We start from the raw sequence: 22,805 nt of genomic DNA, 5'->3' as shown, positions 1-22,805 counted from the left end.
CGATCTAATCGGAGCGCGGCGGCACGCCGTAGTGATCGCGGTAGCACCGGCTGAAATGCGCGGCCAAGGAGAAGCCGCAGCAAACGGCCACCTGCTGCACGATCTTCGATGTCTGGTGGAGGTGCTGGCGCGCCCGAATCAGCCTGAGACCCAGATAATATTTGCCGGGCAAACAGTTCATGTAGGTGCGGAAGAGACGCTCCACGTTGCGCCGCGACTGTCCAAGCTTCTTGGACAATGTGAGAAGATCGAGCGGCTGCTCGATTATCACCAGCATCAGCTTGATCGCTACCTGAATATCCTGCCACTCCACGCCCAGCGGCTGCTGGATGACCGCATTCTGCTGCATGGCGGCGGGCGGATCTTGTCGTGCAGCATCTGCTCGGAAATCCGCGCCGCCAGATCCTCGCCATGGCGCGCCGCAATGCGATGCAGCATCATGTCGGCCACAGCCGTTCCGCCCGCACAGGTGAAGCGATTGCGATCGACGGCAAATAGCTCGCTGGTCACGACGAGTTCGGGAAAATTCTCCGTGAAGCTTGCCAGACTGTCCCAGTGAACGGTGCAGCGATACCCGTCGAGCAGTCCCGCACGCGCAAGAATGTGGCTCGCCGTGCAGATTGCGCCGAGCGCCATCCCTTTCGTCGCCATGCGCCGGAGCCAGGCCAGAACATAGAGATCATCGAACCAGTGCCCGTCAATCCCGGCGCACACGACAAGTGTCGACAGCAGCGGCGCGTTGACGTAGGAATGGTCGACGCCGACGGGAATACCGTTGCTCGCCCGTTCCCCGCCGCCTTCGCGAGATAGCAGCACCCAGTCGTAGAGAGGCTTTCCGCTCAGATGATTTGCAAGGCGCAAGGGTCCGATCGCGGACGCAAAGGCGATCATAGAAAATTGCGGTATGAGAAAAAAGCCGATCATTTCCGGTGTATTCCCATTCACTGCCAAGGCCGTCCCCTGAAGCGGATCGCGATCACCGGAGCCCCTCCCGTCCGATCGCCTGTCCGCATTACCGGTCAAAGCGGCTTGCCCGTAACCGGCGGAAATCGAGCCGGGACTGCAAACCGCGCGCACCAAATCCCCTTCCCGAACTTCGGAAAGCTCAACGGCACCCGACTTAGGCATTCTCCGTTTCGGCATTTGCGACACCTGCATTCAAACCGCAGGGCGTTGCCTGATCACCAACGCTAGCGCGATCATTCGCATCTCGCATCAACAATCTGCCGCTAAATACGTTGCGGCAATCCGTTGTTTTCGTGAGGATCGTTCACGAAGTGCAAAAAATAAGTGGTTCGGATCACCTTCGAACTTTTCGCACGGCATGCTAGGAGAACTCAGCGCCCAGACCTTGCCTCGCCACAATACCGCGGTAACTCAAGACCTGTCGGGCACCGCCCACCCTGCGGCCCGGTCTGTTTCTGACCGGGCCTCGCCGCTGTCACCATTCCGGAGGAGGAGCTAGAAGGGACCTTTGGTTATTGAAGGTTCTTGAACGAGGACGCTCTTTCCGGCCCCGACATGAACGCCCCGAAGATGGGTGCAAGATTCACAACTGGGAGATCCCAATGATAAACTACCCGAACGTCCAGCTCTTCATCGACGGAGAGTGGTGCGATGCCGCCGACGGCCGCACTCTGGAAATCATCAATCCTGCCACGGGTCAGGAAATCGGCCGCCTCGCCCATGCGGGCAAGCCGGATCTAGACCGGGCGCTCGCCGCCGTGGAACGCGGCTTCCAGGTGTGGAGCGAGACGCCGATCTTCAACCGCTACAAGCTGATGCGCAAGGCCGCCGATCTGCTGCGCGCGCGCGCCGACGACATCGCCTGGATGATGACCAAGGAACAGGGCAAACTGCTTGCCCAGGCCAAGAGCGAGATCCTGGGCGGCGCCGATACGATCGACTGGTTCGCCGAGGAAGGCCGCCGCACCTACGGCCAGACCATCCCGGCGCGCGCGCCCGGCGTCGTACAGATGACGATGAAGGTTCCCGTGGGCCCGGTCGCCGCGTTCACGCCGTGGAATTTCCCGATCAACCAGATCGTGCGCAAGTTGTCGGCCGCCGTTGCCACCGGTTGCTCGATCATCGTCAAGGCGCCGGAGGAAACGCCGGCCTCCCCGGCAGAACTCATCCGCTGCTTCGTCGATGCGGGCATTCCGCAGGGCGTGGTCAACCTCGTCTACGGCGTGCCCGCGGAGATCTCCGAATACCTGATCCCGCATCCGGTCATCCGCAAGATCTCGTTCACCGGCTCCACTCCGGTCGGCAAGCAGCTCGCGGGCCTCGCCGGACTGCACATGAAGCGCGCCACGATGGAACTCGGCGGTCACGCCCCGGTCCTCGTTTTCGATGATGCCGACATCGACAAGGCGCTCAAGCAGATGACGGTGCACAAGTACCGCAATGCCGGTCAAATCTGCGTGTCGCCCACCCGCTTCCTCATTCAGGAAGGCGTCGCCGATCGATTCACTGAAGGCTTCATCGAAGCCTCCAAAGCGATGAAGGTCGGCAGCGGTCTGGAAGACGGCGTGGACATGGGCCCGCTTGCCAACGAACGCCGCATCCCGGCACTGGAGGGCATGATCAACGACGCGGTTGATGCAAGCGGCACTCTGCGCACCGGCGGCAAGCGTATCGGCAACCAAGGCTATTTCTTCGAGCCGACGGTTCTCACCGACGTGCCGACCTCAGCCCGCATCATGAACGAGGAGCCCTTCGGCCCGGTCGCGGTGATCAACCGCTTCACCGACACGGACGAGGCGCTCGCGGAAGCCAACCGCCTGCCCTTCGGGCTTGCGGCCTATGCCTATACGAGTTCGAGCGAAACGGCGCAGACGTTAGGCGCGAGGGTTAAGTCCGGCATGCTGACGATCAACCACCTGGGCCTTGCTCTGCCGGAAGTACCCTTCGGCGGCATCAAAGATTCCGGATACGGCACCGAAGGCGGATCGGAAGCGCTGGAAGCCTATCTAGAGACCCGCTTCATCAGCCAGAAGAAGTAAATCGACAAGTCCGGCAGAGCGACTTGAACCTTTCAGCCGGCCTTTATCTGTCCGCAGAGAAAACGTCAGACGACCGCGACCATGCTTGCCGCCAGAAGGCGTTCAAGTTCCCCGACACCGACCGCGACAGCATCCACACCAGCCGCCGTCAACACGGCACGCTGATCGAGCCGCGCCTCGCTTTCCCCGATAAAACCGATTGCTGTCAGTTTCGCCGCCTTGGCGCAATGGATGCCCTACGTGCTATCATCGATGAAGACCGCCTGCGCAGGTTCCACATTGAAGGTTCTCAGACAATGGAACGCCAGATCGGGCACCGGTTTGGGGTGCTCCACCATATCCGCGCTGAAGATATGCGGCGAGAACGCGTCCCACAGATCGAGAATGCCGAGACTGTTTTCCAGCCGCTCACGCGTTGAGTTGGAAGCGACGCACTTGTGCGTATCAAGACCGCGCGCCGATCCCGTCGATTTCGTGAAATTCCTCGCGAAAATTGGCAAAGAGCGACGCACGTCAGCGCGCGCTGAACGCATCGGTGTCGGCAATCCCGCGCCACTGCAACTCCGCCAGCATCGGCTTTTCCATCATCCCTGTGAATTCGCGCTGCACGTCGTCCGGCTCCATCGGCAGTCCGGATTCCGTCAGGGCCACGGCCATGGCGCGCGCGGAAATTCGGCTCGCTGTCGATCAGCGCCCCGTCACAATCGAAAATGACGAGATCAACGCGGCGAAGCGGATTGAGGGGCATGAGCGATCAGCCTTCCGTGACACAGGAATATAACAAACCCCGGCTATGAAAGCGGGATCCCCATTCGGTCCGGTAGCCGCGCAAGCCGGGCATATGCCCAATACCAACGAAACGCCATGAGATGAAGTAATTTTTCACATCAAGTGAATTCATCGGAATAAAACTCCATATGGATCGGGTTCGACACGAGGAGAATCCGTCTTCCCTTGAAGGATGCGAATACAAAAACCGAGAGAACGCCGGCGGATTCAATAACCCCAATTACTTATCCGTCTAACTTCTTGTTCTGCAGGTACAGCCCGAGAGATCAGAAAAACTCCGAAATCGCGGAGATGCAAATCCAGTTTTGTTTAGCCTATCGTAAGATCTTTTATGCGTATCAATACAGAGGAACGGATCGAACCCGCCGCACTATCGCTTGCCGAGGATAAACTCCTTGAATTCCCAAGTTTTTCCGTCCCATTCCCGTTGCGAACCGGACACCGGCACGTCACGCCGCGTGATCGATTTCGTGCTCTTGCGCTGGCGTTCGGAACGCACGACTCCACCCGAGCTGCCGCCCTACGAGCATGTCGCCCTGGGGAACCTCGGCCATTTCGCCGACAGCCTGGCTCTGGTGGTTCAGGACGAGAACGGGGAGTTCAATCGCGCGCGCGTGGGCGAGATGTTCTGCAAATGGGGCGGAGTTTCGCGAGACGGCGCCGCATTCTCGGCCCTTCTCACCGTCCGCACCCATAGTCTGCGCGATGCGATCGAATTCAGCCGAACTTCCGGTGAACCGACACGCGTGACCACCCATCAGGTGGCCGCAGGCAATTTCGAGACCTACGACCTGTGGGCCCTGCCGCTTTCGAGCCTTTGGGGCCCGCCGGTCTTCATCATCGTGCTGGATCGGCGCGACACCCAGTATGACGTGCTCGACACCATGTTCGACGCCACCGATGACGGCATGATCGCCCTGACGGCAATCAGGAACGCCTGCAACCGGGCCGTCGACTTCCAGTTCGTCGCCTTCAACAACGGCGCCCCACAACTGCTCAACATGCCCGCCAACCGGCTCGAATGGGCCCGCCTGTCGGACCTCGGCCTCCGTCTGGAGGAGGCGGAGGTCGTGGGAAACCTCGCCCGCGCGGTCCAACAGGGCACGCGCGTCAATTTCGAAGTGACCTATGATGGCGAGAACGGAAGACGCTATTTCAAGGTCGGCGCTTCCCCCATCGGCGATCTCGTCTCGGTCACGTTGACCGACATCGCGGAAATCAAGGAACGCGAGCGTTCCTTCCGCCTGCTGTTTGAGGGAAACCCCAACCCCACATGGCTTGTGGCCAGCGACACCTTGCAGATCCTGCATGTCAACGAGGCCGCCGTGCGCCATTACGGCCACGCACGCGCCGACTTCCTCAACATGTCCATGCTCGACACGCTGCACCCGGAAAGCCGTGCCGATTTTGCCGTCTTCCTGAAGCGGCTGGACCAGCCCTATCAGGGCCAGGATGTACGGCGACGAGATCGAAGTCCACCCCTATGTCCGTCGCATGGAGATGGAGGGTCGGCAATGCTTCGTCATGTCCGTGGTCGACTTCACCGAACGGCGCAAGGTGGAAGCCCGCGTCGCGCATATGGCGCACCATGACGCCCTGACCGATCTGCCCAACCGGGTCCTGTTCCGCGAAGGGCTGCAGGATGCGCTCACCCGCACCCAGCGCAATCAGGGATTGGTCGCTGTCCTCTGTCTCAACCTCGATCATTTCAAGGAGGTCAACGACACGCTCGGCCATCCGGTCGGCGACAAGCTCCTGCAGGCGGTGGCCAAACGCTCCAAGACAATCCCTGCGCAAGACCGATTTCGTCGCACGTCTGTGCGGCGACGAGTTCGCCATCATCCAGACGGACATGGAAAGCCCGGTCGAGGCGAGCGAGCTCGCCGCCCGCCTGATCCGACTATATCGGCCAGCCTTACCAGATAGACGGCCACCACGTCGTCATCGGCACCAGCATCGGCATCGCGGTAACCCCCACCGACGGGCTGGAACCCGATCGCCTTTTGAAAAACACCAACATGGCGCTCTATCGCTCCAAGAATGACGGGCGCAGCGTCTTCCGCTTCTTCGAACCCGACATGGATGCCCGCCTGCAGGCGCGCCGCACCATGGAGCTGAACCTTCGCCACGCTCTGAAGGCTAAGGAGTTCCAGCTCCACTACCAACCGCTGATCAGCATGAAGACCGGCAAGATCTGTGCCTTCGAGGCGCTGCTGCGCTGGAACCATCCCATCCGCGGCCTGGTCTCGCCCGCCGAATTCATCCCGCTGTCCGAAGAGATTGGTCTGATCGTCGAAATCGGTGCATGGGTGCTGGAAGAAGCTTGCCGCGAGGCCTCGCGCTGGCCCGAAGAGGTCAAGATCGCGATCAATCTCTCGCCCGTGCAGTTCCGCAACAACGAGGTGGTGGAGGCCGTCGCCCATGCGCTCGGGGTCTCCCGCATTGCCCCGGAACGCGTCGAGCTGGAGATCACCGAATCGGTCCTCCTGCAGGACAGCGACGCCAACCTGCAGTCCCTGCGGGATCTCAAGAGCCTCGGGATCCAGATCGCCATGGACGATTTCGGCACCGGCGACTCATCCCTGAGCTACCTGCAGAAATTCCCCTTCGACAAGATCAAGATCGACCAGTCCTTCGTGCGCACCCTTTCCGAGCGCCCCGAAGCCAACGCGATCATTCGCGCCCTGACCGGCCTCGGCCGCAGCCTCGCCATTGACACAACGGCGGAAGGCGTGGAGACTGAGGAGCAACTGGAACACCTGCGCAGCGAAGGCTGCACCCAGGTACAGGGTTACCTTTTCAGTTGCCCCCCTGCCCGCCGGCAACGTGGACGAAACCCTGCGCCAGATCTTCCCCTGGTCGGACCGTTCCCGGCTCGAGGACTGCTCCTCTCAACAAAGTGAAGTCGTGTAACGTCCCCCTGAAACCTGCGTTTTAGACAAAGAAATTCGGCGGCTCCCGCATGCGTGACCATCGCGCTGCGGAAGCTTTATGCCTGTACATATTGCCTCACCAAGATGCGTCGCTCGAACGCAGTTACCTCTGGAATGCCCGAATTCTCCCGTGTTTCCGGCTTACTAGCCGACAAACCAACCAGGGGGAGACAAAAAGGCCGCTGGCGCCCGGCATTTATAGCGAAGACAATTCTCGGGTCGGCGCAAAATACAGTTGCACAATGCGTATTCCAACCAGATCGCATAGATCCGGTTGCATGGAATATGCTCCAGCCAATAACCTGGAGTTGTTACTCACCGGTCAAACTGGAGCGGTTTGACCGGAGGATACTCTTGGTGTGCTGCGACTGCCGTTATCTTGCGCAAGACATCTGGGAGGTAACTCTGGGAGGAGACGCGCACGGAGGAAAGGGGAACGAAAAATCCCGGACGCCGGGCCGATCGAAACATGCCCGAAGGTTCTCAATCTAATGTCTCTTTGTTTGAAAACGCCCCGTCAGTCGCCGAAGAAATCGAAGACTCCCCCCAACCGTCGAAATGCCTGCACTTCCCGACTACATGCACGACATTTACGACTGGGCTTCGTCAATCCGCGGCTTGTTCCGCTGCTTGACCGCCAGATCATCGTGCAGACGATCCTGTGGGGCAATGCCAACCGGCTAGTGAAATGCGCCGTCGACGAATTCAAAGCCGGCGACGACATCATGCAACCGGCCAACGTCTACGGCCATCTGGTCGTGCAACTCGCTGAGCGTGTCGGTCCCACGGGCCGGTTCGAACTGCGGAACGTGACGCCGATCCAGGTTGCGCGCAGCCGCAAGAAACTGGCGCGCTTCCCGCACGCTACCGTGCTGCACGCCAATGCGATCGAGCCCTACGGCCGCGAACGCGACGGCGTCTGCTGCTTCTTCCTGCTGCATGAAGTGCCGGACAACTACAAGTATCAGGTCGTCGACAATGTGCTCGCGGCGGTGCGGCCGGGCGGCAAGGCGGTATTCGTCGATTACCACCAGTGGAACCGCTTCCACCCGATGGGCCCAATCATGTGAGCGGTATTCCGCTATCTGGAGCCCTTCGCAGCCTCGCTCTGCGCATCGGAGATCCGCAAGTTCGGCAAGAACTCCGATCAGTCCTCCTGGACCAAGCAGACATTTTTCGGCGAGCTTTATCAGAAGGTCGTCGCCACGCGATTGTAGGCAAAGGGAGGCCGGGCGAATCCACGCCCATGCCTCAAACAATCCCCTGAATGCGGCGCAGCCCTTACCGCCGCCTTTTCTTGCGAAGATCGACCAGCGGCCTCACCGTCCAGCCGCCTCCCGCGAGCATGGGATCTTCCGCTGTCGTCAGTTCGATGACGGACCGCACGCCCGTCACCGCTTTGACGCGCTGAACCAGCAGTTTCGACAGTTTCTCGTCCGGCTTGCCGGTCGGCGCGACCTTGATGCGCAAGCGATCGCTCGACAACACGTCGCCTTCCTCTTCCTTTTCCACCAGAGCCTGTAAATCGGCCACGGACGCTTCGCCCGCCAGTGCATCACTCAACGCCTGGGGATCGACCAGCCGCCCGCGGATCTTGACGAGAAACCGTCCATCCGCCGCGGCAGGCCGACAATCCGCTCCGTCAGCGCGCCGCAATGGGGGCAGCGCTCGCGGGTCAGCCGCCCCACATCCCCCAGCGAATAGCGCAATATCACCGTGCCGCGCCGATCGAAACGGGTCAGCAAGATCAGCCCTTCCTCGCCGTCGGGCACCGGCTTGTGCGTATCCGGATCCACCGCCTCGAAGCAGAACTGATCGGGAGCCGGATTGTGGTAGCCCGACCCGGGCACGCATTCCACCATGCCCCCCTGCATCTCGCTCGCGCCATAGGAGACGCTGACGCGCGGATCGTTGGCGCTCAACCGCTTCAACCGTTCCACGATTTCGGTCTGGGCCTGCTCCGCAAATCCCTCGCCCGTGGCAAAGACCAGCCGGACATGGGCCAGAACCACGCCCATCTCCTCCGCCCGCGCCACTATCTTGCGGATATAGGACGGCACGCCCCACAGAATCGTCGCCTCGCTGCGCGCAGCGATCGCCACCACCGCATCGAGCGAATTGCCGATATCCGGCTGGCGCGCATTGGGCGATCCGGGCATGGCCGCGGTGACGGGAATGTTGAAGGCGGCAGCCGCGTTCATGACGCGCGCAAACGCCCCCTGCGGGTGACGCGTCAGCGGAAACAGGTTGAGAATGCTGTCGGCCTCGCTCGCCCCGCACAGACGCAGTATGTTGCGATTGAGCGCCAGGATGTTGAAGAAATCATAGTTGGTGGAGACTAACGGCGCCGGGGTTCCCGTCACCCCACTCATTCCGGCCGTATGCATCACATCCCAGATGATGCTCTCTTCGGCCGAAGCCGCTTCCGGCCACGCGAGGACGAAATTGCCCGGATTGGCGAGATAGTCCTTCTTGGTGGTCACCGGCAGCTTGGCGAGATCCGATATGCCGGAAATGTCCCTTCGCCGGAGTCGGGCGCGGGTCAGAAGATCCTTGTAGAAGGGATGATAGGCAAAGACCCTGTCGAGAGTTGCCGCGAACCGCGCATCGCGTTCGCGGGTAAGAGCGTCCCAGTCGTCAAGAAAAAGCGTATCAGCCATCGGATCGCCTTCGATGTCGCAAGTAGCCCGGCCCCATGCCGGATTCCACCTCCAGGCTGCGGTGCGGCGGCAGCTTCGCCCGCGACCCACGCCGTCGCGATCTGGTTCTGGGGTATGTCCCCGCAACAGAAGCCGGATTTGGAGAAACCGGTTTCGGAGACCACCCGACACCCGACGGTCCGCCGGAAGAAAGATGAGATTTCGCGCACAAAAATACCGTGTCGTCTGACGGGCCAGAAAGCCGTAGCAGCCGCTGGCACAGGACGAGACGGACCCGGTGGCGCAGGGGCGTGACCAGCCCGCTTTTACTAGTTACTATCTTAGGCAAGATATCAGCCCCCTGTCAATTGTCTTAAGGTTATAGACCCTCCCCTGACGACCATCAATCTTGGGAGTTGCCCTTACTCCCCCTCTTTTCCTTGCGTCAAACAGACATCATCACAGTCTCGCCAAATCAACCTGCAGTACTAGGTTACGAAGCGGCACTGAATCTCTACCGTGTACGGGGGGCTTGCAAAATGCGGCACGTCCGCCCCTGCGCCGACCGTCGGTGCCCACCCTCAAGAGGCCAATCATGATGGGGAAGTTTCCATGTTCGACCTGAAGGAGAATCCAGCCGACGAAACGGTGAAAGCGGATGCAGGCTGGCGAAGCCGGCTCGATGCATCCTATGCCCGCGTGCGCAGCGACACCGAAGCCCTTTCGGCCCCCTTGTCGGCCGAAGACCAGACCTTGCAGTCCATGCCCAACGCTAGTTCGACCAAATGGCACCGCGCACATACGACCTGGCTCTTCGAAACCTTCGTTCTGAAGCCTCATCTGCCCGGCTACGAGGTTTTCGACGACATCTTCTCCTATGTGTTCAACTCCTATTACGAGGCCGTCGGCCCGCGCCATCCACGTTCCTCGCGCGGGCTTCTCAGCCGTCCGGGCATCGCGGCCGTCACCGACTATCGCGCCCATGTGGACCACGCAATGCACACGTTGATGAAGAGCTGCGACCGCAAGATCGCCGATCTCGTCATCATGGGCCTTCACCAGGAACAACAGAACCAGGAATTACTGCTCACCGACATCAAGCACGCCTTCTCGCTGTCGCCCATTGATCCGGTCTGCGCCCAGTCTGACATGTCCCGCGCGCCTGCCCACCCGCTTGCCCCGATTTCCTGGCAGCCTCTGGAAGCCGGCATTCACGAAATCGGCTGGCGAGAGAACGAGGGCGAAGTCTTCCTCTTCTGCTTCGACAACGAGTTGCTCCGCCATGAGGCCCTCATCCGCGATATCGCCATCGCCGACAGGCCGGTGAGCAACGGCGAATTCATGAAGTTCATCGAGGACGGCGGCTATCGGTGCCACAACCTGTGGCTGTCGGAAGGTTGGGCGACCGTCAACCGGGAGGGTTGGGAGGCGCCGGCCTACTGGCGGCGCGACGATGACGGCTGGTCGAGCTACACGCTTTTCGGCCGTCAGAACATCGATCCGAACGAACCGGTCTGCCACGTCAGCTACTTCGAGGTCGCCGCCTATGCGCAGAGGGCTGGTCACAGGCTGCCAAGCGAATTCGAATGGGAACTGGCCGCAGCCACCCTTTCCCCTGGAACGCCCCTGCCCGAAGGCCCGCGCCCCACGCGCCTCAGGCCCGGCATGCGTCAGGAAGTGTGGGAATGGACCATGAGCCCCTATTCCCCCTACCCCGGCTATCGCGCACCCGAAGGGGTGATCGGCGAATACAACGGCAAGTTCATGGTTAATCAGATGGTGCTGCGCGGCCGCTCCTGCGCCACGCCCACCGCCCATGACCGCATCAGCTACCGCAACTTCTTTCCCACCGACGCGCGCTGGCAGTTTTCCGGCTTTCGTCTCGCAACGGATCTGTAAGCATGGCCATGTCGGACACATCGGACATCACGATGGAGGAGGGAGAAATCCCGTCCTCCGACGACCTGCTCCGCGATGCGATAGCCGGGTTGAGCGCATATCCCAAGACGCTACCGACCAAATATCTCTATGACGCGGAAGGCTCGCGTCTGTTCGAAGAGATCTGCGAGCAGCCCGAATATTACCCCACTCGGACGGAGACGGCGCTGCTCCATGCCATTTCCGAGGATCTGAGTGAGGCCATCGACAACGATGCCGTCCTGGTGGAATTCGGCTCCGGCGCCAGCACCAAGACGCGGACCCTGCTGGATGCCGCTCCGCAGATCTCGATCTACGTTCCGATCGACATCTCCCAGATCGCGCTCGACGAGGCAGCCAATTCCCTGAACGCCGATTTCCCGAACCTGAACGTCCTGCCGCTCATTGCCGATTTCACGGCCCCTCACACCCTGCCCGAGGCGACCCGCAACCGTCCTCACGTGGGCTTCTTTCCCGACTCCACCATCGGCAACTTTGCGCCCGAGGCCGCCGTCGACTTCCTTAAATCGGCCCTGATAACGCTCGGAGAAGACGTTCGCTCCATTCTCGGCGCCGATCTCGCCAAGGAGGAATCCGTGCTGATCTCCGCCTATGACGATGCGCAAGGAGTGACGGCCGCCTTCAATCTCAATCTCCTAGCCCGTCTCAACCGGGAAGTCGGCGCCGATTTCGATCTGGAGGCCTTCTCCCACCGCGCGATCTGGAACGCCGCCGAAAGCCGGATCGAAATGCATCTGGTCTCACGCAAGAACCAGACGGTGCATCTGGGCGGCAAGGAGATCGCCTTTGCCGTGGGCGAGACGATCCACACCGAGAATTCGCACAAATATACCTATGACATGCTGGCCGAGCTGGCCGCGGCGGCCGGCTGGCGGATCGAAAAGAGTTGGATCAGCGATCCTTATCCTTTCGCCGTCCTGTTGATGGGCGCAATGTAGAGAGAACAACAAACGCGCTGCTCGCAACGCACCTTGGGGGGAAGGCGATGCGGAATGTTCAATGACGCTCTGGAAACGGCGATAGCCGCCTACGCACCTCAGGAGGCGACCTTCGCCTGCAGGCTACCCGACGATTGTCAGCAGCCTCTAGTTTGCCCGCGAGGAAGCGGAAATCTCTCAGGCGGTTGCCAAACGGCGGCTCGGGTTTTGTGCAGGACGAAGTTGTGCGCGCAAGGCGCTTCGCGGCCTCGGCATCGAACCCTGTGCCATTCCGGCCGCTTCCAACCGCCGATCACTTTGGCCCTATGGCATCGTTGACTCGATTTCCCATTCCGATCGACTGGCCGCCGCGATCACCGGACGCGACACCTATTTCGCAGGCCTCAGCATCGATATCGAACCGTCGACGCCGCTGAAACCTTCTCTTGCCGAAGCCATTTGCCGGCCGGAGGAACGTGGGCTTCAGATGCCTGGCGTCGATGTCGCAAAGCTCGTCTTCGTGATCAAGGAAGCCTTCTACAAGGCCTACTATCCCGCGACCCTGCAGTTTCTCGACTTCCCCGACGCGCGCGTGGAACTCAGCCCCGATCGCCACGCTTTCGCCGTCAACCTGACGGATCCCGGCCACCCCTCGATCGAGGACAAACAACGGACCGCGGGCCGCTGGAGCATGGCCCGCAGCCACATCATCGCAATCGGCCGCGTTGAGACGCGGATAGATGGTCAGGGACGGCCCGGCCTCACCGTGCCGTTCCGATCCTTATCACCACTGGTTGTACGGCAGGAACTTGCCCAACATGGTGACCTGAACGCGGTCGCCCTTGGGGTTTCGGCAGGCGGTCGACCTTCAGGTCGAAATCGATGGCGCTCATGATGCCGTCGCCGAATTCCTCGTGGATCAGTTCCTTGATCGTGTCACCGTAGACATAGGTGATCTCGAAGAACCGATAGATCAGCGGATCCTTGGAGACGATCTCCGCCTCCTGGCCCTTCTTCGGCGGCAGCTGCAGGGCAATCTCGACGTCCTTGGTCCGATTGCTGAGACCAAGGAATTCCGCGACCTTGGCGGCGGCTTCCTTCGGCAGCGAGTTCTGGCCGAGGCAGGCGGAGACGACGAACACGTCCGACATGCCGGCCGCTTCGGAGATCTGCTTCCAGGTCAGCCCCTTGGTGAATTTCGCGGCCATGACCAGTTCGGTCATTTCCAACTTCGACATCAGCGGAGCCAGATCCGCTTCGGTAGTGCTCAGACTGGCGACGTTCGACATTGCCCTTTCTCCTCTTGAAGGTGAGTTCAGGTGATTTTTTGTCTCGCTCAGGCGAAGGCCTGGCGTGGTGACTTTTCCGAAGCCTACTGTGAGGTAAGCATCTTCCGCGCCATCATGTGCTGGCGCGGCGAATTGACCGTATCGACCGCCAGCAACCGGTCGCCCGCGTAATAGGAGAGCGCGAACTGCCCCTCATCCGGTGATCCTTCGATCTCGGTGCGATCATAGCCTTGAGAGAGCCCTGCGATCTGCAGCTTGACGTCGTACTGATCCGACCAGAACCACGGCACCGGATCGTAGGAGACATCCTCGTCCAGCATCGCCGCGGCCGCCGCCTTGGCCTGATCGCAAGCATTCTGCACGCTTTCCAGTCGGATGGTCCGGCCGAAGCGGGCAGAGGGGAAGACCGTGCAATCGCCCGCCGCATAGATGTCGGGCGCCGACGTGCGGCACGCCGCATTCACCGCGATACCGCCTTCAACCGCCAGTCCGGCGGCCGCAGCCAGTTCCGCTACCGGCTCCGCTCCCACCGCGACCAGCACGAGATCAGCAGGCACCATCTCGCCGTTTGCCAGCACAACGCCAGAGACGGCACCCTCGCCGTCAAGCCGTGCCACGCCCGAGCCCAGCTCCAGCCGCACGCCCTTGGAGCGATGCAGATCCTGCAGATAGTTGGAGATTTCCGGTGCGACGGAGCGCTCCAGAATGCGCGGCTGCACCTCGATGACGGTGACCTCCTTGCCGAAACCGACCGCCACGGCGGCAAATTCCATTCCGATATAGCCGCCCCCGACGATCGCAACCCATTCCGCCGCCTCAAGCGCTGCTCGGATCGGGGCAATATCGGCCATGGTGCGCAAGGTGAAGACACCGGCCAGATCCGAACCTTCGATGGGCAACGCACGCGCCCGCGTTCCCGTGGCGATGAGAAGCTTGGAGTAGATTAGGCTCTCTCCGTCTTCCAGCGTCACGGTGTGGGATGCCGGATCGATCTCGCTGACCCACGCGCCCTTGCGAAAATCGATCGCAGCGGTTTCGAAATAGGCAGGCGGACGCAGGAAAAGGCGTTCCTCGTCCATCTCGCCCTTCAGATAGGCCTTGGAGAGCGGCGGACGTTGATAGGGGTGGAACGGCTCGTCCCCGATCATGACCAGATCGCCCTCATAGCCCTTCTGGCGCAACGTTTCCACCGCCTTCTGACCGGCCTGACCGGCGCCCACGATGATGATCGGTTCGTTCATGTTCCTACCTTTTCGTCTCGTGCGACCGGGGCGAGATTGCCCCGGTCGTATGATGGATCGAGCCCTTGGCCGCGTGTCGGCATCGGACATCTTTGCCACGTCCCCTTAAGCGATAGAGGGGTACGCGGTGAGCTCACACCAGCATCCTTCGACCTAGTAGGGCAAGCCTTCCTCGATCGGCAGTTCGGGATCGCGGGACCATTCGTTCCAGGATCCGAAGTAGATTTTCACGTCCTTCACGCCCGCTTCCTTCAACGCCAGATAGGTGTTGGAAGCCCGCGCACCCTTGAAGTAGTAGAGATAAACTGGCGTCTCCGGCGTGATGCCGACAGTCGCGCATTCGGCCAGGATTTCCGGCTTGGTCTTGATCATCGGACCGGTCGCCGTCGGCTTCATCATCCGGTACCATTCGATCCGCTTCGCGCCTGGAACCCGCCCTTTCCGCGGGCAGAAATCCTTGCCGTAGGGCGAGGAGTTTTCCGCGATCCATTCATCGATATCGCGCACATCGAGCTTGACGATGTCGTCCGTCTTGATCGCATCCATCATGTCAGCAACATCAAGCATCAGATCCGCGCCGACTTCGGAAACGGGGAAAGTCTTCGGCGTCGGCGTGACCGCATCGGTAGAGACGGGAAGCCCCGCCGCGTCCCAGGTAGCGAACCCGCCGTGCAGCACCTTCACCTTCGGATAGCCCAGATATTGCAGCAGGAAGTACCCGCGGCACGACTGGCAGAAGCCCGTGGCCATGGACTGCTCGTAGATGACGGCGGTCTCTTCGCCGGAAAGCCCCGCAGCGCCGAATTCCTCGGCGAACTTGTGGCGCAGTTCTGCGATGCCGTCGGACGAGGACGTCGCAGGATAGGTGAAGATGTCGTGCATGTCGACCACACCGGGAATATGCCCCGCCGCATAACTCTCCGGATCGCGCGTATCGATGATCACGCAAGGCTCACGTTCCATCAGTTCCGCGAGTTCTTCCGGCGACAACAGGCTCTTGTCCGTCATGATGCGGTCCTTTCCACGTCTGGTCCCTCTGGTGGTGCGGCGGAGCCGGGAGACGTCGTTTGTCGCCTCTCCTCATCCCCGCCGGAAACGCTTACGCCTCGCCGAGATCGGCGAGCATCTTTCGCAACTGCTTGGTGGTGGGCGTCACGATGGCAACGAAATAGGCCTCGCGCAGACGCCGCTGCGCCGTGCCGCGTGACGTATCCGCGCGCGCCGCAATGGAGCATCGTGTTGTGGGCGGCGGCCACAGTCGCCTCGCCCGCGGCAAGCCGCGCCTCGATCACCCGCACGAAATACTTCTTGGAGAGATCGTAGGGGGTCTGACACAGCTCGAAGGCCTCGCGTTCGAACCCGGCAAGCTGCTCGAGGAAATCGTCCGGCTGATCCGGCAGATGACGGTTCACGTGCGACAGCGACTGCCCCGCCTGATCCATCAGGTCGATGCAGTTGCGGATGAGGCCGAAGGCCATGCCCGCCTGAAGCAGGATGAAGCCTGCACGAATGCGCGGGATGTAGTCGTCGATGGGGGCGGCCAGAATGGCCTCGTCCGGAATGAACGCCTTGCGGAACTGCTCCGCAAAGGTGCGCGTGCCGTCGAGCGCGACGAACTCGTCGTTTACCACGATCTTGAGCCCATCCGTGGCGCAATCGGCGACAGCCATCACCATGCGCCCGTCCGACAGGGAGAAGATCACGCCGAAATAGTGATCGTCACCGAGGTTGGAAACCCACGGCAGGATGCCGGTGACGACATAACCACCGTCCACCCGCTCCCCCTTGAACCGCAGCTTCTCGATACCGAAAAGCGACTTCATCGGGGTGGAAAGGCCCGTGCCGCCGAGAGTTTCGCCGGTGAGAAGCTTCGGCCTCAGCGTCGTCTTCAGCGTCTCGTTTTCCGAATTTGCAATGTACCAGCCCAGCGCATCCTGACACCACACGCAAAAGCCGGTCGAAAGACAGTGCTCGCTCACCACCGACATGGCGCGGATCGAGCTTTCCAGGTCCGGCGCGCTTCCGTCCATCGGCGCATGCGGCGCATAGGCACTGGCGGCACCCAGGCTGTGCATCACCTCTTCCGGATAGACGCCGGAAAGATCGATGTCGTGCACCTGAGGCACCAGAGATCGGTTCGGGAAATCCGAGCGACCTCTTCGATCATGGCGGAGTTCTGGGCGGCGGGGCCTCGGGACGCGCTCAGCGCCTCGTTGGAGGTCCGGATTTTCGTCTCAGTCGTCATGGTCTCGTTTCCTTGTGGTTGGAAGCCGCGGGAGCGGGCCCGTCCCCTCTCCCGCGGTTGGTGCCATAGGCCTCTCGACGGCCGGTCCGGCCGCCCAATCAATCAGCCCGATCAGGCCGCCGGATCATGCAGACTGCGCGACCATGTTCACGGGCCGCGAGAAGGTGTTGAACACCGGCAACCACTGCGTGACATGCGTGATCAGTTCGTCGATCGTCTCCTGCGACGCATCCGCATCCATGTGGACGATGATGCGCACGTCGGTGAACCCGACCGGCTTTTCCGACACATCGCCCGTTCCCCACACGGCCGTGATGTTGAGGTCGCCCTCAAGCTCCAGCCCCAGCGAGTTGATGGTGATGCCGCGATGGATCGCATTGGCATGCAGGCCGACCGCGATGCAGGAGCCGAGCGCGGCGAGCGAGGCTTCCGAGGGGTTCGGCGCGGTGTCGTCGCCGAGCAGGCCCGGCGGCTCGTCGACGATGTAGGCGTCGATCTTCTGGACCGCGAGCGCGGCAGGCATTTCCGGCGGCGGCAGGATCTGGAGGTTGCATTCGTCGGCCGCAAGCGGCTCGGTGGCCGACTTGATGACCGGCTTGATGCCCGACTGCCTCAGCGCGTACTGCAGCACGATATTGTGCATGGAGTACCAGAAATTGTGCATGGAGTACCAGAACGGCACCGCCACCTGCTTGCCGCCGAGCTGGGAGAAATCCTCGATGCCGGTATATCCGCCGACCACCAGCCCGGAGCCGTTGGTGTGCGCCCAGGCCGTCAGCTTGACGGGGATCTTGTTGTTGTAGCGCATCCACACCGGGGTGGGCTTGAGGAAGTGGACGAGGTTGAACTTGCCCGCGACGAACCCTTCCACCAGCGGCGACCAGCCGCGGATCAGAGTCGGGCGCTCCACCTTCAGGCCCTCGGCCTAGAAATAGCCCATGCCATGCGCGACCAGCAGCGCGGTGGCGTCGGTGATCGGCAGATAACCGATGCGCACCACCTCATCGTCGGCCGCGGCAAAGGCGGGAGAACTCATCGCCCCGATCAGGGGGCCGAGCGCCACCATCAGTCCGCCGGCGGCAAACATGTCGAGGGTCTGACGACGGGTGAAATCGCCTGTGAAATACTCGTCGTCCCAGTCCGTGCCATCGGTGCAGCTCTTGTCGTGATCGCTCATCTCAGTTCCCTTTTCCGGTCGTTCGTCGAGGTGAATTCCATCAGCGCGCCGCCAGGCGCGCCGCAGTCAAGCCGTGATTGTCGGAAAATCCGGTATCGCCCGCCGTCTCCGGAGCGCCCAGTTCGCGCCCCGCGGCGCGCTCGTAGGCAGCGGCAAGCCGACCGCACCCTTCCGCGTATTCCGGAGATCTCAGGTCGTCGCGATTGGCGAGATCGATATCGACGACGTCGGCAAGCCGTCCCGGATTGGCGGACAGCACCAGCGCCCGGTCGGCCATCACCACCGCCTCGGGCAGATCGTGCGTGACCAGCACGAGCGTGATGCCGAGTTCCTTGGCGATGCGGCGCACGTCGCGCTGCAGCGTCCCGCGGGTGAAAGCATCGAGAGCGGAAAACGGCTCGTCGAGCAGCAGCACTTCAGGGGCAGTCGCCAGAGAGCGGGCAAGTGCCACGCGCTGCTGCTGGCCGCCGGACAGATTCTGCACGTTGCGATCCGCATAATCGGAGAGTTCCACGAGCCGCAGCATCTCCGGCACGCGGGTCACTATCTCGCGCTTGCGGTCGGTGAACTTCAGCCCCAACGCCACGTTCTGCGCCACGCTCATCCACGGATAGAGCGAGGGCTGCTGGAACATCACGACCCATTTCGGCGACGGCCCGGTAATGTGCAGCCCGTCGATCAGCACCTTGCCTTGCGTGGGAAGGATCAGACCGGACATGATGTGCAACAATGTCGACTTGCCGCACCCGGGCCGGCCGACAAGTGCCAGCGCTTCGCCGGGTTCGACCTGAAACGTCACATCGCTAACGGCCGGCGCCCCGGTAGCTGTGCGTCATCGCCTCCACCGCCAGATGTGCTCCCTTCATCACCGACCTCCTGCAACGTGTCGCCCTGAAAGATTGGGCAGGAAACAAACCCTTCTGTTTCCCTATAAGCAGAAGGCGTGCCAACTCGGTAAATACGACATAGGCAATTTAAACGATTTCGCATTCCTTTTCATAAATGCGTTTTGGCGTTTTCTTCCCCTACGCAAAGGGGCGCCGGACGCCTACGGTAATCGCCTAATTTGTGATCGTGCGTACTTGAAGTGCACTCGGACGACTGTGGGGGGAGAAGAGAAGGAAGTGGAGCGGTTGTGCCGCCCTTGTTGCGCTGGATTTCAGATCAGCGTTCGGCTGCGCCTCACTTGTCCGGAATGAGGGAATGTGGGGCTGAATTAATTAGATTTTCTACAACAAAAATATTTGTATATATTCGGCAGAAGAACTATTTTATCTTCGCTATCGACGTGCCATTCAACGTTGACGCCGCCGTTGACATACAAACGCTGCTTTAACATTGAAATATATACCACTCAAAATTCCCATCTTTGTCTTCGTCTATTGTTTCGATGGCAACGTGGGTAACTTTGTCATTCTCGTGTCCATTCATAGGCTCGATATTCAGAAAACAAATAGCGGCGCCAGTGGAACAGTCCCACGTTCCAACAAAACTCCAAATGTGCTTCTTCCCGCGCCAAGTCTCAAATCGGAAATATCTCTCCCAGTTGTTTGCACCTTCCCAATGATAAAATATTACTCTTTCGCCACCGTCTTCATTGAGAAATATTTGACGATCTTCGTCACAACGCGGCGCCGCGGTAGCCGCGACAGCGTGAAAGGCGAAGAAAACCGCAAAGATAAAATTCTTCATATCCTCCTCCCCACGGGGACAACCAACATTTCTGCTAGAAAGCCAGAATACTATCTATTCATCTGACAAAGGCACATTTCCTGAAGTTCCGATATCGAAACAACCGACGGGAGCGACGCACAACCCGTCAGATGAGGTGTACAGCTAGCCTCAGTTCTTTTTTCATTCACCGCATTGACCCGCGCCCTCTGCCCTGCAATGAGTGCAGCCATGTGCGGATGTCGTTGCCTGCCTATATTATCAGGTAGAGCAAAAGACGAGGGACTGCGAATTGCCCGATATTCGGCCGACCGACAGCGATTGCCTCGTGGTGATCGATCTCCAGAACGACTTCATACCGGGTGGCGCGCTGGCCGTGCCCGGTGGGGATACGGTCGTGCCGGTGATTGACGACCTTCTGGATCGCTTCGACCATGTCGTCGCCTCGCAGGACTGGCACCCGGCCGGTCACTTCTCATTTGCCTCCGCGCAACCGGAGGTTCAGCCCTACGACACCATCGCTGCGGCCTACGGCCCGCAGACGGTGTGGCCGGACCATTGCGTGCAAGGCACAGAAGGCGCGGATTTCCATCCCGACTTTCGCATTGAGCGCGCCGAACTCATCTTGCGCAAAGGCTACCGGCGCGAGATCGACTCCTATTCCGCCTTCTTCGAAAACGACCGCGAAACGCCGACCGGCCTTGCCGGATACCTGCGCGAACGCGGTTTCAAGCGGCTTTTCTTCTGCGGGCTCGCCACCGATTTCTGCGTGCGCTGGTCGGTGGAAGACGCCGTGAAGGAAGGCTTTGACACCGTTCTGATCGAGGACGCCTGCCGGGCGATCGATCTGGACGGTTCCCTGAACGCGGCGCTGGCCGCGATGGATGCTGCGGGCGCGATCCGCATCGCCTCAAGTGAAATCGCGGCATGAGACCCATGGCAGATACTCTTTCCAAGACCGATTTCGGCCACAGCCTTCTGGTGACCGACCTTTATCAGCTCAACATGCTGGAGGCCTATCGCTCCGCAGGCATGGACGGCACCGCCATTTTCGAGTTCTTCGTGCGCTGCATGCCGAAGAACCGCGGCTTCCTGATGAGCGCCGGACTGGAACAGCTCATCGGCTTCCTGCTGGGCGCACGCGTCGATCAGGGCGAAATCGACTGGCTGCGTCAGGCCGACGACTTCTACGATCAACTGGCCGAATATCTCACCGATTTCCGCTTCACCGGCCATGTCGACGCCGTGCCCGAGGGCAGCGTCGTCTTCGCCCATGAGCCGCTGGTGCGCATCACTGCACCTGTCGCCGAGGCGCAGTTGATCGAGACCCGTCTCATCAACTTCCTGCAGTTCCAGACGCTGGTGGCCACCAAGGCCGCGCGTATGATGCTGGCGGCCCCCGGCAAGGGCATTGTCGATTTCGGTCTGCGCCGGGCGCATTCCGGCGAAAGCGGCATTCTGGCCGCTCGCGCCGCCTATCTTGCCGGGTTCAACGGCACCACGAGCGTTCCCGCCGGACGTCACTTCGACATCCCGCTTTATGGCACGATGGCCCATTCCTTCGTCCAAACCTTCACCGACGAGATTGAGGCCTTCCGCGCCTTTGCTGTGGCCCGTCCCGAGCAAACTGTCTTCCTGCTCGACACCTACGAAATCGAGCGCGCTGCGCGCCGTCTGGTGGAACTAGCGTCGAAGCTGCACGAACAGGGCATCCGCCTGAAGGGCGTACGCATCGACAGCGGCGATCTCGCCGACCATGCGCGGAAGGTTCGCAAGATCCTCGACGACGGCGGCCTCGGTCACCTGCAGATCGTGGCAAGCGGCGGGCTTGATGAATACGAACTGGCGAAGCTGATCGCCAAGGAAGCCCCGATCGATTTTTACGGCGTCGGCACCAGCCTCGTGACCTCCGACGATCTCCCCTCGCTCGATTGCGGCTACAAGCTGAAGGTCTACGAGGGAACCGCCCAGCGCAAACTGGCGGAAGGCAAGTCCTACTGGCCCGGCGCGACCCAGGTCTGGCGCACGCTCGACGCCGACGGCCTGATTGCGGGCGACCGTATCACCGGCACCGACGAGATCGCCCCCGGCGAACCCCTGCTGAAGCCGATCCTGCGCGACGGCGCTCTGGTGGAGCCGCTGCCCACTCTCGACGAGATCCGCACCCACGCGACCAACGAACTGGCCCATGTGCCAGAGGCGTTCAAGCGGCTGGAGAACACGCCCGACTACCCGATCACCGTCTCCCCCGCCCTGCGAGCACTGGCCGAAGATCTGGAAAAGGAACCGCACGGCCGCAGCATGGAAGCGTGCTGAGGCGGACCGGGCTTCTCCTTGAAGGAACCGGCCGGCTCCCAAAGGTAGCTGGCCGCTTTCGCCCCCTCTCCCGTGGGGAGAGGGTTGGGGTGAGGGGCGTCAGGCTCTCGGGGATACGGAGATATCTCCACCCCTCACCCAGCGCATGCGCGCCGACCTCTCCCCATTGGAGAGGTGACTGGCTCACACCTCTTCACGTGCAAAACGGGACGATCTAATCCGCATATATTACCCCGGAACATCTGGTAGGCAGCCGCCAGCAACAGCACTGCGACCGCGCTGCCGCGCAAGTCCACCAGCCCGGCCGAGCGGCGCCCCAAAGCCTGAGTCGATCTGCAGCGCCAGAAACTTGAGCCGAACCTCCAGTGGCACGGCCTTCGGTGGCGGGCCGATGCGCACAAGCCAGTCGTCCTGCATCGCCGTCAGAACGGCCTCGCTGTCCGCACACTCCACGATGAGGCTCGCCGTCGCCGGACGGGCAACGACGTGGCTCACTCCCTCGATCAGCGCGACTCGGTCGGCGAGATCTGTGGACCGGAGCGCATCTCCCTCGATCTTCGGCACCAGGAGGCGCAACCGGCGCGGCGTGCGATGGGCGATGCTGGCGCGAAGCGGTGCGGTTGCGGACATGTCAGGCCCTGTCGG

The 22,805-nt window shown here is 61.3% G+C and carries 24 protein-coding genes and 1 pseudogene; 11 read left to right on the top strand and 14 right to left on the bottom strand.

The genetic code is table 11. From position 1 onward, the window contains the following. Positions 1–4: 4 nt before the first annotated feature. Complete coding sequence (locus QNJ43_RS21885) at positions 5–349, bottom strand: helix-turn-helix domain-containing protein (RefSeq protein WP_300473090.1); 345 nt, start codon at positions 347–349, stop codon at positions 5–7. After that, complete coding sequence (locus tag QNJ43_RS21880; RefSeq protein ID WP_300473087.1) at positions 289–861, bottom strand: AraC family transcriptional regulator; 573 nt, start codon at positions 859–861, stop codon at positions 289–291. Before QNJ43_RS21880 ends, QNJ43_RS21885 begins: the two co-directional genes overlap by 61 nt. 707 nt (positions 862–1,568) lie before the next feature. Between QNJ43_RS21880 and QNJ43_RS21875 the strand changes: the two genes are divergently transcribed. Together QNJ43_RS21875 and QNJ43_RS21870 are read left to right on the top strand one after the other, a co-directional pair. After that, positions 1,569–3,005, top strand: coding sequence for an NAD-dependent succinate-semialdehyde dehydrogenase (locus QNJ43_RS21875; protein WP_300473085.1), 1,437 nt, complete (start codon positions 1,569–1,571; stop codon positions 3,003–3,005). A 23-nt stretch (positions 3,006–3,028) separates the two neighbouring features. Continuing rightward, entirely contained in the window at positions 3,029–3,424 is a 396-nt protein-coding gene (locus tag QNJ43_RS21870) for a hypothetical protein (protein ID WP_300473083.1), read from the top strand. Positions 3,425–3,518: 94 nt separating this feature from the next. Here QNJ43_RS21870 and QNJ43_RS21865 read toward each other — a convergent pair whose 3' ends face one another. Next, positions 3,519–3,662, bottom strand: a complete 144-nt coding sequence (locus QNJ43_RS21865) for a hypothetical protein (RefSeq protein WP_300473080.1) — start codon at positions 3,660–3,662, stop codon at positions 3,519–3,521. A 527-nt stretch (positions 3,663–4,189) separates the two neighbouring features. On the opposite strand from QNJ43_RS21865, the gene QNJ43_RS21860 reads away from it, so the two are divergent. The 4 genes from QNJ43_RS21860 (at position 4,190) to rquA (ending at position 7,797) form a co-directional block, all read left to right on the top strand. Then, positions 4,190–5,386 (top strand): PAS domain-containing protein, encoded by a 1,197-nt coding sequence (locus QNJ43_RS21860; protein ID WP_300473077.1) that lies wholly within the window; start codon positions 4,190–4,192, stop codon positions 5,384–5,386. Continuing rightward, positions 5,325–5,720, top strand: coding sequence for a GGDEF domain-containing protein (locus tag QNJ43_RS21855; protein WP_300473074.1), 396 nt, complete (start codon positions 5,325–5,327; stop codon positions 5,718–5,720). The genes QNJ43_RS21860 and QNJ43_RS21855 overlap by 62 nt, the downstream gene beginning before the upstream one ends. Positions 5,721–5,872: 152 nt before the next feature. Continuing rightward, complete coding sequence (locus QNJ43_RS21850) at positions 5,873–6,697, top strand: EAL domain-containing protein (RefSeq protein WP_300473072.1); 825 nt, start codon at positions 5,873–5,875, stop codon at positions 6,695–6,697. Between the two features lie 521 nt (positions 6,698–7,218). Continuing rightward, positions 7,219–7,797, top strand: coding sequence for a rhodoquinone biosynthesis methyltransferase RquA (gene rquA, locus QNJ43_RS21845; RefSeq protein WP_300473068.1), 579 nt, complete (start codon positions 7,219–7,221; stop codon positions 7,795–7,797). A gap of 211 nt (positions 7,798–8,008) precedes the next feature. Here rquA and QNJ43_RS21840 read toward each other — a convergent pair whose 3' ends face one another. Both QNJ43_RS21840 and QNJ43_RS21835 read right to left on the bottom strand, forming a co-directional pair. Next, a complete protein-coding gene (locus tag QNJ43_RS21840; RefSeq protein ID WP_300473066.1) occupies positions 8,009–8,290 on the bottom strand; it encodes a hypothetical protein in 282 nt (93 codons plus the stop codon). Continuing rightward, positions 8,287–9,387 (bottom strand): AMP-binding protein, encoded by a 1,101-nt coding sequence (locus QNJ43_RS21835; RefSeq protein WP_300473063.1) that lies wholly within the window; start codon positions 9,385–9,387, stop codon positions 8,287–8,289. Before QNJ43_RS21835 ends, QNJ43_RS21840 begins: the two co-directional genes overlap by 4 nt. A 591-nt stretch (positions 9,388–9,978) precedes the next feature. On the opposite strand from QNJ43_RS21835, the gene egtB reads away from it, so the two are divergent. Both egtB and egtD read left to right on the top strand, forming a co-directional pair. Beyond that, a complete protein-coding gene (egtB, locus tag QNJ43_RS21830; RefSeq protein WP_300473060.1) occupies positions 9,979–11,265 on the top strand; it encodes an ergothioneine biosynthesis protein EgtB in 1,287 nt (428 codons plus the stop codon). Between the two features lie 8 nt (positions 11,266–11,273). Continuing rightward, positions 11,274–12,242, top strand: coding sequence for an L-histidine N(alpha)-methyltransferase (gene egtD / locus QNJ43_RS21825; RefSeq protein ID WP_300473057.1), 969 nt, complete (start codon positions 11,274–11,276; stop codon positions 12,240–12,242). Between the two features lie 292 nt (positions 12,243–12,534). Here the strand turns inward: egtD and QNJ43_RS21820 are convergent, their stop codons facing one another. From QNJ43_RS21820 to QNJ43_RS21785, 8 genes and pseudogenes are all read right to left on the bottom strand, one after another. Continuing rightward, on the bottom strand, positions 12,535–12,837 hold the full coding sequence (locus QNJ43_RS21820; protein ID WP_300473055.1) for a hypothetical protein: 303 nt from the start codon (positions 12,835–12,837) through the stop codon (positions 12,535–12,537). 283 nt (positions 12,838–13,120) lie between these two features. Next, positions 13,121–13,429: pseudogene (locus tag QNJ43_RS21815) on the bottom strand (cyanate hydratase); the annotation flags it as partial. Between the two features lie 164 nt (positions 13,430–13,593). After that, on the bottom strand, positions 13,594–14,751 hold the full coding sequence (locus tag QNJ43_RS21810; RefSeq protein ID WP_300473052.1) for an FAD-dependent oxidoreductase: 1,158 nt from the start codon (positions 14,749–14,751) through the stop codon (positions 13,594–13,596). A gap of 153 nt (positions 14,752–14,904) precedes the next feature. Beyond that, a complete protein-coding gene (locus tag QNJ43_RS21805; protein WP_300473050.1) occupies positions 14,905–15,759 on the bottom strand; it encodes a rhodanese-like domain-containing protein in 855 nt (284 codons plus the stop codon). Then, on the bottom strand, positions 15,756–16,868 hold the full coding sequence (locus QNJ43_RS21800; RefSeq protein ID WP_300473048.1) for an acyl-CoA dehydrogenase family protein: 1,113 nt from the start codon (positions 16,866–16,868) through the stop codon (positions 15,756–15,758). The genes QNJ43_RS21805 and QNJ43_RS21800 overlap by 4 nt, the downstream gene beginning before the upstream one ends. A 252-nt stretch (positions 16,869–17,120) precedes the next feature. Further along, complete coding sequence (locus QNJ43_RS21795; RefSeq protein WP_300473046.1) at positions 17,121–17,906, bottom strand: OsmC family protein; 786 nt, start codon at positions 17,904–17,906, stop codon at positions 17,121–17,123. 15 nt (positions 17,907–17,921) lie between these two features. After that, complete coding sequence (locus QNJ43_RS21790) at positions 17,922–18,173, bottom strand: hypothetical protein (protein WP_300473044.1); 252 nt, start codon at positions 18,171–18,173, stop codon at positions 17,922–17,924. Between the two features lie 40 nt (positions 18,174–18,213). Continuing rightward, a complete protein-coding gene (locus QNJ43_RS21785; RefSeq protein WP_300473040.1) occupies positions 18,214–18,972 on the bottom strand; it encodes an ATP-binding cassette domain-containing protein in 759 nt (252 codons plus the stop codon). A gap of 599 nt (positions 18,973–19,571) precedes the next feature. On the opposite strand from QNJ43_RS21785, the gene QNJ43_RS21780 reads away from it, so the two are divergent. The 3 genes from QNJ43_RS21780 (at position 19,572) to QNJ43_RS21770 (ending at position 22,160) form a co-directional block, all read left to right on the top strand. Further along, positions 19,572–19,931: a hypothetical protein gene (locus QNJ43_RS21780; protein ID WP_300473038.1), complete on the top strand. Its 360-nt coding sequence runs from the start codon at positions 19,572–19,574 to the stop codon at positions 19,929–19,931. A 205-nt stretch (positions 19,932–20,136) separates the two neighbouring features. Next, positions 20,137–20,775 (top strand): bifunctional nicotinamidase/pyrazinamidase, encoded by a 639-nt coding sequence (gene pncA / locus QNJ43_RS21775; protein WP_300473036.1) that lies wholly within the window; start codon positions 20,137–20,139, stop codon positions 20,773–20,775. 5 nt (positions 20,776–20,780) lie between these two features. Next, positions 20,781–22,160 carry a nicotinate phosphoribosyltransferase gene (locus QNJ43_RS21770; protein ID WP_300473033.1) on the top strand — a complete coding sequence of 460 codons (1,380 nt, stop codon included), beginning with the start codon at positions 20,781–20,783 and terminating at the stop codon, positions 22,158–22,160. A gap of 228 nt (positions 22,161–22,388) precedes the next feature. On the opposite strand, the gene QNJ43_RS21765 is transcribed toward QNJ43_RS21770, so the two are convergent. Then, complete coding sequence (locus QNJ43_RS21765) at positions 22,389–22,790, bottom strand: hypothetical protein (protein WP_300473030.1); 402 nt, start codon at positions 22,788–22,790, stop codon at positions 22,389–22,391. Between the last annotated feature and the right edge of the window lie 15 nt (positions 22,791–22,805).

Origin of the sequence: Breoghania sp. (assembly GCF_030066895.1) — a bacterium.
In the GTDB taxonomy this organism is placed as follows: Bacteria; Pseudomonadota; Alphaproteobacteria; order Rhizobiales; family Stappiaceae; genus Breoghania.
Note: the sequence above shows the minus strand (reverse complement) of the source record. Positions and strands in the feature narration are given on the sequence as shown.